Genomic DNA, 17,151 nt, shown 5'->3' on the forward strand with positions numbered 1-17,151 from the left:
AAGAAAAACAGTGCCCAAAATTTATAATTTAGATTCTTCACAACTGAATGCTTTAGATATAAATTTAGCAGCAGAGCTGCTCGCCTACTCAGTAGATTTAGTATTAATCGTTGACAAATCCGGTGTGATTGAGAGATGCATTGATGGGTCTAAGCCCATCTCCAGCAATACAGCGGCCTTGGTAGGAAAAAAATGGTTAGACACTGTTGCCATTGATAGCCAACCTAAAGTCAATGCACTCCTCAAGACAAGCGAAGATCAGGATGAACAAAAGTGGCGTCAAGTGAATCAAGAAATAGAAGGTTCTATTTCACTCCCAATACAGTACAGCACCATCTTTTTTGCAAACCAAAATAAATTAGTTGCTATTGGCAAAGATCTCAGCAGCATCGCTACGCTGCAACAAAAATTGGTTGAATCTCAACAAGAGATTGAGCGTGACTACGCAAATCTCCATGCTATTCAGAATCGGTATTTACAACTTTTCAATAGCATTGATCAGGCCTACTTAATTGTTGATAGCCAGACTTTAAAAATCGTTGAAGTGAATAAGTCCGCTGGATTTTTAGTGGGTGATTTGAAAAAGGTTCAGGGCAAGCTTTTTGTCAATCTATTTCCTGCAAAAGATCATGAGGCTATTCAGAGTTACCTCATGGAGTCTAAGGCCGGAATACTGCAATCCTCTATTCAGACAACGCTCGAAAATCTGAAAGAGAATGTGGAGATTTCGAGCACGATTTTGCGTGAAGGAAATCAAAATATCTGCCTGGTATCTATTAAGCCAAAGTCTCATACTGCAAATCTTGGTACGGTGAATGAGCAAGCTGCACTGCTCTCTCAAGCCATGGAAGATTTCCAGGATGGCTTTATTGTCTGCAGCTCAAATGGAGTGATTCTCACAACCAACAATACCTTTGTCTCGATGTCCCAATCAACACAAAAAGAGGGCATCTTAGGCAAATCTCTCGAGATATGGCTTGGTAGGGCCAGCGTTGATCTCAAAATTATTTTAGGCACCGTGCGTGAACATGGATCCATTAAAGACTACGCAAGTACTATTACAGCAGATGATGGCAGCTCGCCTATCGAAGTGCGAATATCTGCTGTAGGATTTAACAGCAGCAAGCTCTCGTTGGTAGCGATCGGTATTCATCAAGTTTCTAAGGCGGCAACTCAAGTAGCAGACAAACCTGACAATCTAGGCAAGAACGCTAAAGAGCTCACACAATTGGTTGGCAAGGTGCCACTCAAACAAATTGTTACTGAGACCACTGACATCATTGAAAAGCTATGTATCTTGGCTGCACTTGATCTCACCATGACCAATAGAGCTTCTGCAGCAGAGCTGCTGGGCTTATCACGTCAAGGTTTGTATATCAAAATGAGACGTTTTGGCATTGTTGATAGCAATGCCAATGATGATGTAGACGCCTAAGATCGAATGAATGATCAGACAGCAGTATTTGGCTTAGTCGATATTGCTTCCGATTCCAGAGGATGGGGCTTCTCTCGGTATATTTTAGGTACACGCCCTTTTCAACATCTTCCTGGTCTGCAATTTTGTAAGCTCTTAGGTTCAGGCGTGAATGGGGGATTTAGCACCACTCCGAGCCTGACGAAACAAGGCTTCTTTTGTGTCTTTGATACCGCAGATAATGCAAGCCGCTTTCAAAAATCTTCAAGCCTTCTCAAGGCCTATCAAGATCACGCCCATGAATTTTTTATTGCTACTGTACAAGCCTACTCTAGTCGAGGCTCTTGGTCTGGGTTTTCAATGTCTTGTTCAGATCCAACCCCTCCGAGCTCTGGTCCAATCGCATCCTTGACGAGAGCATCTATTAGGCCAAGCAAAGCAGTGCAATTTTGGAAAAAAGCAAAGCCTGCTGAAGATGCGATTGCGCATGCATCAGGAAAAATTCTGACGGCTGGAGTGGGAGAGGCACCCTACTTTCGTCAAGCCACTTTTACCATTTGGGATAACGCTCAATGCCTTGAGCAATACGCGCAGCAAGGCGCTCACCTCGCTGCAATTAAAGCTGCCTATGGTCAAACCTACTTCTCTGAATCCATGTTTACCCGCTTTAGGGTAATGAGTGCGCAGGGAATTTGGCAAAGTAAGCATGTCCAAATCGCCTAAGATTCTCATTGTTGGCGCAGGTATTGGCGGCCTCACTGCCGCTCTCGAGTTAGCCCACCAGGGGCTTGATGTTACCGTCCTTGAAAAAGGCTCGGTACCCGGTGGCAAGATTCGACAAATCCAGGTAGGTGATGCACTGATTGATTCGGGCCCGACTGTTTTTACAATGCGCTGGATATTTGAGCAGATCTTTAATGAGTGCAATGAAAACTTTGAGGCAGAATTTGAGTTAGAGCCCTTAGATATTCTGGCTCGTCATAGTTGGGGCGATGGTCAACTTGATCTTTACGCAGATAAACATCAAAGTGCAGAAGCAATAGCACAATTTAGCGGACCCAAGCAAGCACAACTATTTTTAGAGTTTTGCAAAACCGCTCAAAAAGTATATGAGGCACTAAAGGGTCCCTTTATAGAATCTCCTCGCCCAAATATGTTAGGCATGATGTCCGCTTTAGGCGTACAAAAAAGCAAAGTCCTCTGGGATATCGGCCCATTTAGTTCGCTTTGGTCCGCTCTTAAGCATTACTTTCCGGATCCGCGATTACACCAATTATTTGGGCGCTATGCGACCTACTGTGGCTCATCTCCTTATCTCGCACCAGCCACTCTCATGCTCATTGCGGAGGTTGAAATGAAAGGGGTCTGGTCGATCAAGGGGGGCATGGCCAAAATCCCCGAAGTCATAGCCCGTCTGGCTCAGAAGAAGGGTTGCCATTTTCAATATAACTCTGAGGTCCAATCTCTACAATTTTCTGGAGACAAGGTTTGCGGAGTTCAATTGACATCAGGTGAAGTGATTGAATGTAATTACCTAATCTTCAATGGCGACATCAGCGCACTACAACACGGCTTATTGGGTGCAAAGGCTACATCAGCCATTCCAAAAAGTTTGAAGCAATCTGATTCTCTTTCTGCGTTAACTTGGTCTATGCGTGTTAAAGCATCTGGCTTTCCATTAGTTAGACACAATGTCTTTTTTAATCAGCCATACCAAAGTGAATTTTCTGATATCTTTGAGAAGAAAAAATTACCCTCAAATCCTACTGTCTATATTTGCGCTCAAGACAGAACCGATTTAGCACTAGAAAATAATGACTACGAACGTATTTTTTGCTTAGTCAATGCACCTGCAAATGGCGATACTCAATCTGATGATGAGGAAATAGAACGATGCGAACAAAAAGCTTTTTCACTCATGCGCCAGTATGGCCTTCAACTTCAGGAGGCAGAGATCACGCGCACCTCGCCACGAGAATTTGCCAAACTGTTTCCGGGACGGGGTGGAGCCCTTTATGGACAAGCAACCCACGGTTGGATGAGCTCCTTTCAACGACTCGGCTCTCAGTCTCAGATCAACAACCTACTTCTGGCAGGGGGGAGCGCGCATCCGGGCCCAGGAATTCCGATGGCAGCTATGTCCGGACGATTGGCGGCCGCCATGCTGATGGAACGCCTCAATTTAATCAAGCAGTAGATCCCGGCAATTACCTCTGGTGGTATATCGATGGCCTGAGCGATGATGGGCAGCATGGATTTAGCATTATTGCCTTTGTAGGGAGTGTCTTCTCACCCTACTACGCCTGGGCTAACAAAAGTAAGCCGGCGCCAGCAGATGACTATTGCGCAATCAATGTTGCGCTTTACACTCCTAGAAAAAAATATTGGACGATGACTGAGCGAGCTCAAAACGCCATTGAGCGAACCGCTCATCAGTTTACCGTTGGCCCCAGCCATTTACGCTGGGAAAATGACTGCCTCACTATTCAGATTGACGAACGCGTTCCTTTACTAGGAAACAAAGTTCAGGGGAGTATTAAAGTATTTCCAGAGCAACTCTTCAAGCAAGTGGTAACGCTGGATGATCAAGGAAAACACCGCTGGGGACCGATTGCTCCATCAGCAAGAGTAGAGGTCAGCTTTACCAATCCTTCCCTTCAGTGGCAAGGAAACGCCTATTTTGATTCCAATGAGGGTGATGAAGCTATTAGCAAACCCTTTAGTGAGTGGGATTGGTCGAGAGCACACCTCAAAGATGGTAGTACTGCAGTGATTTATGACGTTAGGCAGAAAAATGGGCTTGAACGCGTGATTGCCAGTAAATTTAATCTCGATGGCAGCATTGAATCCTTCTCGCCACCCGAAAGAGTCCTTCTTCGCAAGACGGGCTGGGGAATTCATCGCAATATGCGCTCTGAAGCAGACGGAAACACGCCCACAGTCTCGCTTCTGAACACCTTTGAAGATACGCCTTTTTATGCTCGCTCAATGCTGAAATCCAAACTGCTTGGTGAAGATGTCATATCAATGCATGAGACGCTGAATGTCAAACGCTTAGAGTCAAAGATTGTCCAGTTTATGTTGCCCTGGAGAATGCCGAGAAACCCCACTCGGCTCTTTTAATTTGATACTGCTGGGCTTTGCTTAATGCTGCGCTAAAGAATTAAAAGATTGCACTTTTCTGCGCTCAATCTTTTCCATCAGACCAACAACCCATATCAACCTATCCTCTACTGAACCGCTATAGTGGGAATATGGTGCCTCGGGCTCAACGGCATCAACCAAAAACTGAATCGATGGAATTTGACTAAGGCTGTCATTCTTTTTGGCACTGTAGATAGTCGATTGAAGCGACTTCAATAATAGTAATATTTTCTTACGCTTAGAAACTACAGCTCTTTGACTAATACTGTCTAGACCTTGACGCTCAATTTGCCGACTGATTTCTGAATAAATCAGGCCTGCAGCCGCAATAGCAGAACGACAATTACGCGGCAAACCCGATATTCCATAGGAAGCACGGGCATACATCTCATCTGCATGACAAATAAGCTTTTGAATGACTTTAGATATGTTCTCGTTAAAGACAGGATTGGCTAACCAGGCATCAGGATCTATACCCTCCTCCTCTAGCCACTCTCTTGGCAAATACAAGCGATTATTTCTAGCATCTTCGCCAACGTCTCTAGCAATATTTGTGAGCTGCATTGCTAAACCCAACTCACAAGCACGCTCTAAAATATTTCGATCACGTACACCCATAATCAGCGTCATCATGGCGCCAACGGTTGATGCAACCCGTGCTGCGTAATCGCAAAGCTCATCAATGGTCTGATATTGGCGCCCATTGCGATCCCACTTAAAGCCCTCAACCAGCGCCTCTAATATATTGCGCGGAATCAGAAAGCGATCAACAACAATCGCCAATGCCCTATCGGCTGGTATATCTACTGGGTTTTGTGCATAAATCCGATCTAGCCGATATTCAATTTGCTTAATGACATCATCTGGGGCATTTTGATCATCCACCATGTCATCCAGTAATCGACAGAATGCGTATAACGCTATTGCTGAATCACGAATTTTTGTCGGTAGTATTTTGGCAGCAGCGAAAAATGACTTAGAGCCATCCCGCATCAGATTCTCGCAGGAACCCAAATCCATCTGGAAGCCGTACTCTGTAGTGATAGCTCGATCAAGCACGATTGGTCACCATTTTTGCTGGCTCTACGAGGGAGTCAAGGGCTTTAGCTGAAGACAGTACTCCGGGTATACCTGCGCCTGGGTGAGTACTTGCACCAACCATATAAAGTCCTTCAATATCTTCACTACGATTGTGGGGCCTGAACCATGCACTCTGCGTCAATAGAGGCTCAAGACCAAATGCCGCACCTTTATAAGAGAGCAATCTATCTTGAAAATCTTGGGGCGTCATTACAAAGGATTCAACTAAGTTCTCTTCCAGATCAGGAAGAACAGTTTCGCTAAGCATCTTGGCAATCGACTTTCGATAAGACTCTGCTACTTCAGCCCAGTCAGTGCCGCTATCTAAATGGGGTACTGGTGATAGAACATAAAAAGTATCGCAACCTTCAGGCGCTAATGATGGATCTGTAGCCGTAGGGCGATGTAGGTACAAACTAAAGTCTTTTGCCAAATGATGACGCTTAAAAATATCTTCTAGTAATTCTTTATAGCGCTTACCTAAGAGCATCATATGGTGTGGCACTTCGGGATACTTCTTTTTAGTGCCAAAATACCAGACAAATAGACTCATTGAATATTGACCATTTTCAATTTTTTTGTCAGTCCATACCTTGCGATACTCTGGCGCAATCAGATTTTTGTAAGTCCAAGCAGTATCGGCATTAGATACCACCATATTGGAATACAAAACATCCCCATTCTCTAAAGTCACGCCCGTTACTTTATTGTCAACAATATTAATTTTCTTGACAGTGCTGGCATAGCGGATAGAGACGCCTAGCCCATCTAATAAACCGACAAGACCTTTAATAATCGCCCCTGTGCCACCCATAGCAGAGTGCACTCCCCATTTACGCTCTAAAGAATTAATGAGCGCATATGCAGAGCTCACTGAAAATGGATTGCCGCCAATCAGCAGAGGATGAAAACTCATCACCTCTCTTAATTGCGGGTCTTTAATGTACTTCGCTACCAGGCTGTAGAGATTATTCCAAGCCCGCATCTTAATGAGGTTGGGCATCGCCTGGACTAAGTCTTTGATGCTATCAAATGCAACGTCGCCCAGATCCTCAAAGGCGAGCTTGTAACAATTTTCCGCTTCATCTAAAAACCGTAAATATCCTGGCAAATCTTTAGGATTAAATCGAGCGACCTCGTCTTTCATACGCTCTAAATCACCTGTGTAATTAAAGATACGCCCATCAGAAAAACGAATTTGATAAAAAGGATCCATGGCTCGGAGGTCGACATCATCAGACATCTTCTTACCGCACATCTCCCATAATTCTTCCAGCAAAAATGGGGCGGTAATGATGGTTGGACCTGCATCAAAGGTAAAGCCATTGCGGCGATGAACATAAGCCCGTCCACCCGCACTATCCAATCTTTCTAGAATTTGGACCTCGTAGCCCTTGAGTGCTAATCGAATAGCAACTGCAAGACCACCAAATCCCGATCCAATCACCAGTACTCGCTCAGGGTGACTGCCATAGCTATATGACGCCACATTCTCCGGTATCTTAAAGTGATCGACCTTTTGGTCCATCAGATTTCCTTCAAATCAAACGTCCACTGATAGAGACTATCAGTGGAGGAGTGGTTATTAGTTTTTGGCAATTTGATTTCCATCCTTGGGCTTGCCGCTTGTAGGAGCTAAGAATGGATATTCTGACAACATACTTTTGCCTAAGAGTGGCTTATTAACGCCTTGATGGCAAGTAGCGCAATTGGCTTTACCAACATCTCCATCAGGCCCTTTGCGATGGGCAGGCGATATGGCAGCTAAAGGTGAGATAAAGGTGGTGTTGACATCCTTTAGCATCTGAATTCCGTGCCAAGCCTGAATACGCTGCGGAGTGCTCTCTTCCCAGCTATTGAATGCACGACTGTTATGGCAATAGGTGCAGTTCACTCCCAGGGAGTGAGACATATGTGACATCACACCGTACACATTCTCGGTTTTTTGCAAGGAAGCCTTGTTACCCGTAGGCAATGCAGTGTCTCCAATGATGCGTGCAGGACCTGCACCTGCTACAAAGTAACTTTGAAAAGGTTGGTTTGGTAATGAAGAGTAGCCATTCGTTGCCAATGGATCATTTTGGCCATTGGTATTACCCAACATATTGCCGCCCTTCTTTTCAATTGGATTGAACCAAACATTTTGCGGAACGTTATTGCCTCGATGGCAGGTATAGCAAGTAACGCCCGTTGTCTTAACGTGATCACCCCAATTGCCATTAATACTTTGATTCATCTGAATCATTCTTCTCGCTACCGTTTTGGTGTAGAGAGAATCATCAGCAAAATTTTGCACGTTATGACAATATGCACATCCTTCATTAGGAGCAACCCAGGCAGTCATTGAAACCATAAAGGTACTAAATTGGGCGGCGCTCAGATTATTCAAGACCTTCACGTTCTTATAGACTGCACCCGCCTTTGGGCCATCTGGTGACGAAGGTAGCATGGCTGGCAACTCATTGATCTTGGCTAGCTGTGCTTCAGTACGTGGATTGTTGACTTGATCCATGCCCGTTCCACGATAGCCTGTTTGCTTTGATTCGACCGGCGGTCTTTCGCACGCCGTCAACATCACCATTGCAAAGATACTCAATGCAATCGAAATTTTTTGAGTCACATGTTTCATTTTTTGTCCCCTTTGGCTACTGGGGCAGCTGGCGCTGTTAAAGCTGGGTCAGCTACAGTCCCATATATCGCTGGGTATGCAGGAGCAATATTATGTTTTACACCCCATTGATACCAGTTATCCACTACCGTACCAGTTAACAAGATTCCAATGCCGCCAGTTAATGGTGTTAAGACTGCAAACCACCAAGCCCAACGATGGATAGATTCCATGGTGGCATTAAAGCCCATGGTCCATCTCCAGAACAATGCAGCTCTCTCAGATGCAGTACCACGATCCACAATCTGCTCAATCTCTCTTTCACCACCAAAACGACTCACCGCTAGGATGGTTGCGCCATGCATTGCAAATAAGAGCACTGAACCGTAGAGGAAAACGATTGAGAGCATATGAAACGGGTTGTAAAACAGATTGCCGTAACGAATGGATAAGGCAGATGTCCAATCTAAGTGAGAGAAGATGCCAAAGGGAACGCCTTCGCTCCAACTTCCCATCAATACCGGACGGAATAAACCAAGTACTAAAAACAACCAAATAGCAGATGCAAATGCCCAAGGTACATGAGTACCCATACCTAGCGCTTGCGCCCTTCTAAAGGTTCTCAGCCACCACAACATAATGGAGATAGTTGAAAATAATCCAACAATTAACCACCAACCACCTTCATTTAATGGGGGAAAGGTTAGGCCATATTTGGGTGATGGCGCATCGAGCGATAGCCAAAACAGTTTTTTCACAAATTGCAGCGGATTCCAACCCACCTGGGCCAGCATATTCATACCAATAATGAAAAACGCAGTCATACCAAAAATCAAAGATGCGACTCCAAGACGTCCAAGGTATATAGGGCCCAATTGCGCATTACCGATACGACCCATGAGATGACTAAAGCCAATCGTCTTAGTTCTCTCACGCATGTCGTATGCGTTAATTGGAACGCCATGACTAGCGGGGCCAGTGACTTGCGTTTGTGTAAATAGATTTTGATATTCCATCATGCTCTCCGCATATTCAATTCAGATATAACTATCCCCAGATTGGCAAATTCAACCACCATGTCCACCACTCCGGCCATCCCTTCGTCCAAAACGGCCCACTAATGACGATACATACAGCACTCCAGAAGACTGCAGCTAATGCAAGGAATAGACCGAGACGATGAATACCGAGGGTTCCAACGGAGTAGCCCACAATATCTCTAAAGAATGTATCTTCATGCTCTGGCGTTTTTACTGGCTGACCAGGCTGAGGGTTTGTTGAAGACAAAATCAATGCGCCATGCAAAGCCAGTGCCAATGTGGTGGTAAAGAATAAAGTCACCGCAATCATATGCGCAGGGTTGTAATGAAAGTGCAGATACTGATATCCAGTATTTGATACCCAATCTAAGTGGCTCAAAATGCCATACGGGAATCCATAACCCCAGGCACCCATGAGAAGCGGCCTTATTACTACAAGAGTGAAATAAGCAAAGATCGCCATACTAAAAGCAGCTGGAACATGTAAGCCCATACCTAGCTTGCGAGAGATCTCAACCTCTCGCATTGCCCACGAACCAAATGCACCCAGGGCGCAAATCGTAATGAGCTGCCATAAGCCGCCCTCCATGAGAGGTGCTACCCCTAGTCCGTATTTGAGGTCTGGCGGAGCAATATTAATTTGCCAAATATTCCACACCCCCATCTGGGATGTGCCCCATAAAATCATTGCAGTACCTAAGAATGCAAAGAATATGGTTGTCACGCCAAAAAATCCAACGTAGAAAGGACCCACCCAGAAATCAAATAGATCTCCGCCTATTAGGGTTCCACCGCGTACGCGGTATTTCTTTTCAAAGTTGAGCATGGCCATTTAGCGCCCCTTACATAATGAGAAACAATTTCTCATAACTAATTAATCGTACGTAGACGAATATCTATCACTAGAAATTCGTCTACGGTTTGTACATCTGATTACTTCTTCGCTGCTGAGATTGCTGCTTTGTACTGCTCTTGACTCATTCCATCCAACCATTTGTATTGAACAGTGCTCAATAAAATGAGATGAATCATGGCCGCCAAAGCAAAAAGAAAAACGCCCTGTGCAACCATCGCACGTAATGGGTCGTATAACTTCCATATTCTCCACATAGTATTTCTCCTAATTTAAGTAAGACATAAAGCTATAGACGCCTGACTCCACTGACTTAAAGAATGAAGCTCCGTCAGATTCTGAAAATAACCAACTTTTTCGTGAGGCAGGCAACACAACCAAAATGAGTGCCGCCACAAAGATCACGACATAACTAATTACAAAAATGAACTTGAAGGACATGGTTTCCTGCAGGTCATTTTTATTGATTAAATTTATATTGGTCTTCATAAGAACTACTCCTTTTAGCTGAGCTATTTACTTTCTACTTACTAATGCATCAAAAGAACCATGGACGCCAAGCCCATACAAGTATGTGCGCGACGACTGCGATTGCAACAAACCCTAAAAGACCTTGCACATAAAATGCATGGAATTCTTGAGCCTCTGCATCGGTAAGCCCAGATATAGATCTGTTTTCACTCATGATGACAACTCCTTGAAACTGACCTTACGGTCTTTTCTACATCACCCCTGTAGATTTGAGGACATGACCTTAAAAAGTCATATTGGTTTAACCCTTTTTCAGGGTAATTTTTTTGTGCTGACTTCATGCAACTTCTCCCGCCGTTACGGAGAAAGATGACTTCTGCACACAATCTACTGTGACTCTTTCAATATTCTGTTTACGTGCTTCAAGCTCTGCTTCATCTCGCATTCTCTTTGCAGCAGATATTTGAGTGAGCACAGGTTGATTGCTAATTAATTTATTCAGTAGAGTTTGTGCCTCTTGCTCCCAAGGCATTGTCTTGAGAGAGCTCTGAACTTTTGCTGGGGTGCGATCTACCTTATCCATCTCCGTACCCAGTGGCAAGATATTGAACAAGGCATCAAACAAGCAGTTGCAAACTTCTTGGATCAAATACACCGCACCTGAATAACCCATAAATGGTGTACCGGTGTGTCTGCGAATTATGGCTCCAGGGAATGAAGCAGGAATATAAGAGAAGCGTGCGCCAATCTCGCTGCCATACATCCGCTCGTTATAACTTCCGAACATGACGAGCGGGGTTTTCTTCTGAACCAATTCGCGTACTTCTACATTATTGGTTTTATTTCCTGGCAATCTAGATACCGCAAAATTACAAGGGAGACCCATCTCTTCTTCTAAGAAGTTACGGACACCTCTGGTATAGGTTTCATTGGCAACAATGGCAAAACTGGCTGTACCAAAGAAATCCTGCGTTACTGAGCGCCATAGATCCCATACTGGCTTGAGCGTAGTATGTTTTTCTTTTTCAATGAAACCTTCTACATCAATCTCACAAAGCTCACCTAATTTTCTTAAGAAAGCAGTTGTCGATTGCATGCCGATAGGTGCCTGCAAATAAGGACGCTCTAAAGTCTCGCAAAGTAAACGTCCGTACTCTCTATACATACAGACATTGACATCTGCATTGACTAACTTTGGAATATCTTCTAAATGGGATCCCAGTGGGAACACCATATTGACTTCTGCGCCAATACCTTCAATCAAGCGTCGAATTTCAGCTAAATCGCTATATAAATTAAAGCTGCCGTAGGACGGCCCAATAATATTAACCCTTGGCTTTTCACCTGCATCACGCTTACGTTCTGGAATTTTTTTCAAACCGTATTCTGTCCATAACCAATTCATGGCACGGTTAGCACATTGCCACTGATCCTCATCAATGGTTCTTGGCAAGAAGCGTTTGATACCAGTTCCCTCAGGAGTAACGCCACCGCCAATCATCTCTGCGATAGATCCTGTTACTACTACTGCGGGCAAGTCTGGGTCTAGTACTTTATGAGCCCGCTTCATGGACTCTTCAGTACCCTCTCTACCTAACTGCTCTTCTGCTAGACCAGTCACAACGATTGGTAGCTCATGCGGAGGTAAGCCATCGGTGTAATGCAATACAGAGGTAACCGGTAGATTCTCGCAACCAACAGGGCCATCAATCACTACCTGCAAGCCCTTCACAGCTGTGAATACATAGACTGCACCCCAGTAGCCACCAGCGCGATCGTGATCAAGGACTAGCATTAGCCCATCTCCTCTGCTTTTTGCTTGGCCTTCGCTTTTTCCATGCGACGCCTTACATCAGCCTTAAAGTCAGGATGATCAACAGGTACTGATTCCCAAACTCCTGTTGCGTGATCTTTGCCAACACCTTCAAAGAAGGAATTCATGGCATCAAAGCGTGTTTGATTTGCTAGTGCAGCATTAATCACTTGCGCAAGTGATCCAGCGCCTGCGGCACCCATTAATGGTCTTGCGGAAATCAAGTTTGTGAAATACAAAGAAGGAATGGCTAACTCTTTAGCTTTTTGCACTACAGGAGTTGTACCAATCACCAAATCTGGTTCGAACTCTTTCATAGCAGCAAGATCTTGCTCGAGAGAGGCGCGATACTGAACATGGACTCCATGTTGCTCTAGCCAGTCTAAATCAGCACTACTCCAGGCTGTTTTGGGACATGCGCTACCAACATAGCGTACATCTGCTCCGCTCTCAACTAACAAACGAGCCACTAATAATTCAGATCCTTCGTAGCCACTAAGCGTAATCCTGCCTTTAATTGGCTTTGCTTTGAGTGCCGCTTGAATCATAGGCAAAAACTTATCTTTAGCATTGCCAATTTTTTCTGCACTGACGCCGGAAGCAACTCCAATGTTTTCTAACCAGTGTGCTGTACCTTCATAACCAATCGGCGCTGATCCCACGATGGTGCGGCCAGCACTTTCAAACTCACGAATACTCGCGGTATAGAAGGGATGTATTGCTGCCACCACTTTGGAATCCATGGCTTGATATAACTCACGCCACTCTCTCGTAGGCACTACTGGACCTACTGCCAAATCCATTGGCTCTAGCATCATGCCAATACTGATTGGATCAACCGGGAACATCTCACCCAACAGAGTAATAGTTGGTTTATCAGAGATTCCATTGCGTGGCGCTGAAACTGGTCCGCTTTCAATTTCTGTGCGGGCATAGCGCAACATTGCACTTGCTAAAACATCTTTTGCTTCAGCATGGGTTGGAACTCCAAACCCTGGAACATCAATGCCGATGATACGTACGCCATTAATTTCTTTTGGCAGAAGTTGCAATGGAACACCACTAGCGGTCGGAACACACAAATTGATGATCACGATAGCGTCATAAAGCTCAGGATTCGCTTCTTTGTATACCGCATCCCGAATATCTTCGAACAACTTTCCAGTGACCAATGATTCCGAATTAAATGGGACATAGCCAACGCTGCGGCGTGCGCCATAAAAGTGGGAAGTAAAAGTCAAGCCATAAACGCAACAAGCAGAACCAGACAAAATCGTCGCAGTGCGACGCATTCTTAAACCAACTCGCAATGATCCAAATGCTGGACACATACTTTGTGGCTGATCGTGAGGACCCTTTGGGTAATCCTTGGCGTACTGACCAAGAATCTCACTCTTATTCGCTGATTTAGCAGCCGCTAATAAATCTTCCGCCCCCGAATGACAGGAAATTCCAGACGTATTATTAGTCTGGTCTTGTATCGGAATGACTTTAGTAGATTTCACGATGATTTACTCTTTAAGCTTTGTCGTAAATCACTTCAAGAGTTGGCTTAATCACTTCATTTTTGCCAACCATGTCAAAAATGGTTGCAGGCTCAAGTACTACATCTCTACCAACTTGATTCGCTGCAAATAAACCTAGCAAATCATCTGGGGTCATTGGCTTAGGTCTCACCGGCGGAGCAGCAGCAACATTACTTGCTAGACCTTCAAATAATGGGCCCCACTGAGAATCTGGCTTGCCAATAATTTCGTAACTAGCACTCTTTCTACGAATATCGTCATTCGCTGGAATCACGGAGAGAATCGGAATACCTACATTTTCTGCAAAGGCTGTTGCTTCGCCAGTACCATCATCACGATTGATGACCATGCCCGCTACACCGACATTGCCGCCTAATTTTCGGAAATATTCAACTGCAGAGCAAACGTTGTTAGCAACATACAAGGATTGCAAATCGTTACTTGCAACCACAATCACTTTTTGACACATATCTCTGGCAATTGGCAGTCCAAAGCCGCCACAAACTACGTCGCCCAAGAAGTCGAGCAAGACATAATCAAATCCCCAGTCATGGAAGCCTAATTTTTCTAAGGTTTCAAATCCGTGAATGATTCCGCGGCCACCGCATCCCCGACCAACCTCTGGGCCACCAAGCTCCATGGCATAAACACCATCACGCTTAAAGCAAACGTCACCAATCTTGACTTCCTCACCAGCGAGCTTCTTTTTCGAAGAAGTCTCAATGATGGTTGGACAGGCTTTCCCACCAAACAACAAGGAAGTGGTGTCACTTTTTGGATCACATCCAATGAGCAATACCTTCTTGCCCTGTTGGGCCATCATGTAGGACAAATTGGCAAGCGTAAAGCTTTTACCAATTCCGCCTTTGCCATAAATGGCAATGATCTGAGTTTCTTTTTTGATTTCGCCGGTATGAACTGGATCAGGCTCAATCGCAGCCTCTTTTTTCAATTGAGAAAATTGAATTGTTACTTCTTTTGGAACGGTAGGCGCATTCATAATGGCTCTCTCCAATCAACAACCATTTTTAAACAACTAGGATCTTCGAATGCAGTGCGATAAACCTCATCGATTGAAGATGGTCTGCGGTGATGTGTAATCAATCCTTGCAAATTTAAATCTCCATTTGCAATGGCTTGCTTCACATCTCTTAAATCTTCTGGTGACCACTGTGCTGCAATTCTTAACTTGGCTTCTTTCATGAAGGCAGCAGGAAAATTAAATTGAATGTCTTTGTCGTAAAAGCCTGCCAGGGCAATCTCACCGCCATGCTGCAAGCGGCCAATTAACTTATTCAGAATGCTGACCTGTCCACTGGCATCGCAAATATTTTTATATTTATTGACTTCGTCATCACATGGATGAAGGACTGTGTATCCCTCTGCTCCACTCATGCGGTCGGCATCAATCTCCCAAACTACAGGCTGATGCCCTAACATCACCGCGATTCTCGCGATGAGTCTTCCTAATACACCATGGCCAATAATCAAATCTGGCTGTAATGATTTTTTACCTTGAGTGACATGGTATGCAGTTGCAGCTAAGGCAAGTAGCACGCCTTCTTCACCCATTTTTTCTGGGAGTGCGACTACTCTATCGCTCGGCACAACAACATGCGAGGCAGCGCCGCCAAATAATCCTTTAACGTCCCCAAAGCATTTTGCTCCTGGAACAAACACTCTTTGATTGAGATCGAGCTTAGATTTTTTTCCAACACGAGTGACTCTTCCGACTGACTCATAACCGGGCACCAAGGGGTATCCCATTCCTGGAAATTCAGGCATGGTTCCGTTCCACAACAACTTTTCGGTACCTGTGCTGATTCCACTCCACTCTATCTGCACAACAACATCAACATCTGTTGGCTCATCTAGCAAAAGACGCTTTAGCCTGAGTTCGCGTGGCGACTCAAGTAAAACGGCGGTTGAATGAAGTTGCTGTGACATATGTATATTTTGCTTTACCTTCTTTATGTAAACTAATTTATACACATTTCAGAGTAAATGCATTAGTAATAACCCTGATTTATCGACTAATTAGCAAGACTTGGGCATTAATCGGCATGCTGCAAGGCAGCACTTGCACGCTCTTAAAGCCAGAATCCATTGCTAAATGGCTGATTTCATCAATCGTCCTGGGCCTACCCCTACCCATGGCAAGTAAATAGAAGCCAAAATAAGCATGTCCCATCGCAGGATGTTCAGGGGTATCGGCCATTGGTTCGGCAATTAATAGCTTGCCGCCTGCCGGTAAAGCCTCAAATATTGCTCTCAATAAAATTTTGACTCGTTCGTCATCGTGATCAAAGATCACCCGAATCAAAGTAATTAAATCTGCCCCTCGTGGAAGTGAATCTTTGAAAAAGTCGCCTCCATGCACATCAATATCTTGATGATCGGAAGTGAGAGCGAAACTTTCCTGCGCGAGATTCGCAACTCCTGGAAGATCAAATAATTTTCTTTTGAGTTGCGGAGCATTTAAGAAAACTCTTTTCAAAAATGTTCCTTGCCCGCCACCGACATCTAACAAACATTCATGCTGAGAAAAGTCATATGCATCTACCACTTGATCTGCCACCAATGGTAGTGATGCTGACATTAAGTCAGAATAATTTTTAACATGCTCTTTGTCCTTAACTGACTCTTGATCTTTTTGATCAGCAGAAACATAAGGCCAAAATTTCTCCATCTTTTTAATTCCAATGTCGCCCGATAAAAGTGACAGTGGATCACGCAAGTCTTCGTACAAAACAGTGTGGTGCTCAATCATTGCTGAAAGCGCAGTATTACCAACCATTGGCGCACCCAGCGTTCCCAAACCATATCGATCATGAGAACGAATTTCTAATAAATGAATGGAGACTGCTGCGTCTAATAATTTTTTAAGAGGGACTGTATCTAGTCCGCAATATTTTTTGATATCAGATAAATTAAGTGGGCCATCTTTCAAGATGTTAAATAAATTTAATCGCACACATGAAAGCAAAATTTGTGTGTATACAAATCCGGCCATCACATCAAATAATTGATTCGCTCTCTTCTTTGCAATATTTCTGAGAAAGGGTATTTTTGCTACGCGATTCTGAAAGCGAGTATCCGCAATGAGTCTATCTCGCCATATACAGATTCTGTCCCATAAACCATAGTCCTTCTGACTATGTTCAATGGCGATGGATTGGGTCTGAGCCATTAAGCTATTCGA

General features: G+C 44.4%; 17 protein-coding genes. 4 read left to right on the forward strand and 13 right to left on the reverse strand.

Features of this window, described 5'->3' with window-relative positions; translation table 11 throughout:
* Window positions 1-10: 10 nt before the first annotated feature.
* The 4 genes from ppsR (at window position 11) to ICN41_RS03100 (ending at window position 4,537) form a co-directional block, all read left to right on the forward strand.
* Window positions 11-1,435 (forward strand): transcriptional regulator PpsR, encoded by a 1,425-nt coding sequence (gene ppsR, locus ICN41_RS03085; protein ID WP_216291319.1) that lies wholly within the window; start codon window positions 11-13, stop codon window positions 1,433-1,435.
* A 6-nt stretch (window positions 1,436-1,441) separates the two neighbouring features.
* Window positions 1,442-2,137 (forward strand): spheroidene monooxygenase, encoded by a 696-nt coding sequence (locus ICN41_RS03090; RefSeq protein ID WP_216291320.1) that lies wholly within the window; start codon window positions 1,442-1,444, stop codon window positions 2,135-2,137.
* The gene (crtD, locus tag ICN41_RS03095) at window positions 2,121-3,611 is read left to right on the forward strand and encodes a 1-hydroxycarotenoid 3,4-desaturase CrtD (RefSeq protein ID WP_216291321.1); all 1,491 of its coding nucleotides are present in this window, start codon (window positions 2,121-2,123) and stop codon (window positions 3,609-3,611) included. The genes ICN41_RS03090 and crtD overlap by 17 nt, the downstream gene beginning before the upstream one ends.
* Before the next feature lie 194 nt (window positions 3,612-3,805).
* A complete protein-coding gene (locus ICN41_RS03100) occupies window positions 3,806-4,537 on the forward strand; it encodes a carotenoid 1,2-hydratase (protein ID WP_255537855.1) in 732 nt (243 codons plus the stop codon).
* Between the two features lie 21 nt (window positions 4,538-4,558).
* Here the strand turns inward: ICN41_RS03100 and ICN41_RS03105 are convergent, their stop codons facing one another.
* The 13 genes from ICN41_RS03105 to ICN41_RS03165 form a co-directional block, all read right to left on the reverse strand.
* The gene (locus ICN41_RS03105) at window positions 4,559-5,617 is read right to left on the reverse strand and encodes a phytoene/squalene synthase family protein (RefSeq protein WP_370629083.1); all 1,059 of its coding nucleotides are present in this window, start codon (window positions 5,615-5,617) and stop codon (window positions 4,559-4,561) included.
* Window positions 5,610-7,166, reverse strand: a complete 1,557-nt coding sequence (locus ICN41_RS03110; protein ID WP_216291322.1) for a phytoene desaturase — start codon at window positions 7,164-7,166, stop codon at window positions 5,610-5,612. The genes ICN41_RS03105 and ICN41_RS03110 overlap by 8 nt, the downstream gene beginning before the upstream one ends.
* A 57-nt stretch (window positions 7,167-7,223) precedes the next feature.
* Entirely contained in the window at window positions 7,224-8,267 is a 1,044-nt protein-coding gene (gene pufC, locus ICN41_RS03115; protein WP_216291323.1) for a photosynthetic reaction center cytochrome PufC, read from the reverse strand.
* Window positions 8,264-9,262 (reverse strand): photosynthetic reaction center subunit M, encoded by a 999-nt coding sequence (gene pufM, locus ICN41_RS03120; RefSeq protein WP_255537856.1) that lies wholly within the window; start codon window positions 9,260-9,262, stop codon window positions 8,264-8,266. The genes pufC and pufM overlap by 4 nt, the downstream gene beginning before the upstream one ends.
* Before the next feature lie 31 nt (window positions 9,263-9,293).
* Entirely contained in the window at window positions 9,294-10,118 is an 825-nt protein-coding gene (gene pufL / locus ICN41_RS03125) for a photosynthetic reaction center subunit L (RefSeq protein ID WP_216291325.1), read from the reverse strand.
* Window positions 10,119-10,219: 101 nt separating this feature from the next.
* Window positions 10,220-10,396: a light-harvesting antenna LH1, alpha subunit gene (pufA, locus tag ICN41_RS03130; RefSeq protein ID WP_071608677.1), complete on the reverse strand. Its 177-nt coding sequence runs from the start codon at window positions 10,394-10,396 to the stop codon at window positions 10,220-10,222.
* Window positions 10,397-10,406: 10 nt separating this feature from the next.
* Entirely contained in the window at window positions 10,407-10,628 is a 222-nt protein-coding gene (locus ICN41_RS03135; protein ID WP_216291326.1) for a hypothetical protein, read from the reverse strand.
* A 49-nt stretch (window positions 10,629-10,677) separates the two neighbouring features.
* Window positions 10,678-10,824, reverse strand: coding sequence for a light-harvesting antenna LH1, beta subunit (pufB, locus tag ICN41_RS03140; RefSeq protein ID WP_087909627.1), 147 nt, complete (start codon window positions 10,822-10,824; stop codon window positions 10,678-10,680).
* A gap of 123 nt (window positions 10,825-10,947) precedes the next feature.
* Window positions 10,948-12,405, reverse strand: a complete 1,458-nt coding sequence (gene bchZ / locus ICN41_RS03145; protein ID WP_216291327.1) for a chlorophyllide a reductase subunit Z — start codon at window positions 12,403-12,405, stop codon at window positions 10,948-10,950.
* On the reverse strand, window positions 12,405-13,928 hold the full coding sequence (gene bchY, locus ICN41_RS03150) for a chlorophyllide a reductase subunit Y (protein ID WP_370629084.1): 1,524 nt from the start codon (window positions 13,926-13,928) through the stop codon (window positions 12,405-12,407). Before bchY ends, bchZ begins: the two co-directional genes overlap by 1 nt.
* 13 nt (window positions 13,929-13,941) lie before the next feature.
* Complete coding sequence (locus ICN41_RS03155; RefSeq protein WP_216291328.1) at window positions 13,942-14,949, reverse strand: chlorophyllide a reductase iron protein subunit X; 1,008 nt, start codon at window positions 14,947-14,949, stop codon at window positions 13,942-13,944.
* On the reverse strand, window positions 14,946-15,896 hold the full coding sequence (gene bchC / locus ICN41_RS03160) for a chlorophyll synthesis pathway protein BchC (RefSeq protein ID WP_216291329.1): 951 nt from the start codon (window positions 15,894-15,896) through the stop codon (window positions 14,946-14,948). Before bchC ends, ICN41_RS03155 begins: the two co-directional genes overlap by 4 nt.
* 79 nt (window positions 15,897-15,975) lie before the next feature.
* On the reverse strand, window positions 15,976-17,139 hold the full coding sequence (locus ICN41_RS03165) for a methyltransferase (RefSeq protein WP_216291330.1): 1,164 nt from the start codon (window positions 17,137-17,139) through the stop codon (window positions 15,976-15,978).
* Window positions 17,140-17,151: the final 12 nt, after the last annotated feature.

It is taken from the genome of Polynucleobacter sp. 15G-AUS-farblos (assembly GCF_018882445.1).
Classification (GTDB): domain Bacteria; phylum Pseudomonadota; class Gammaproteobacteria; order Burkholderiales; family Burkholderiaceae; genus Polynucleobacter.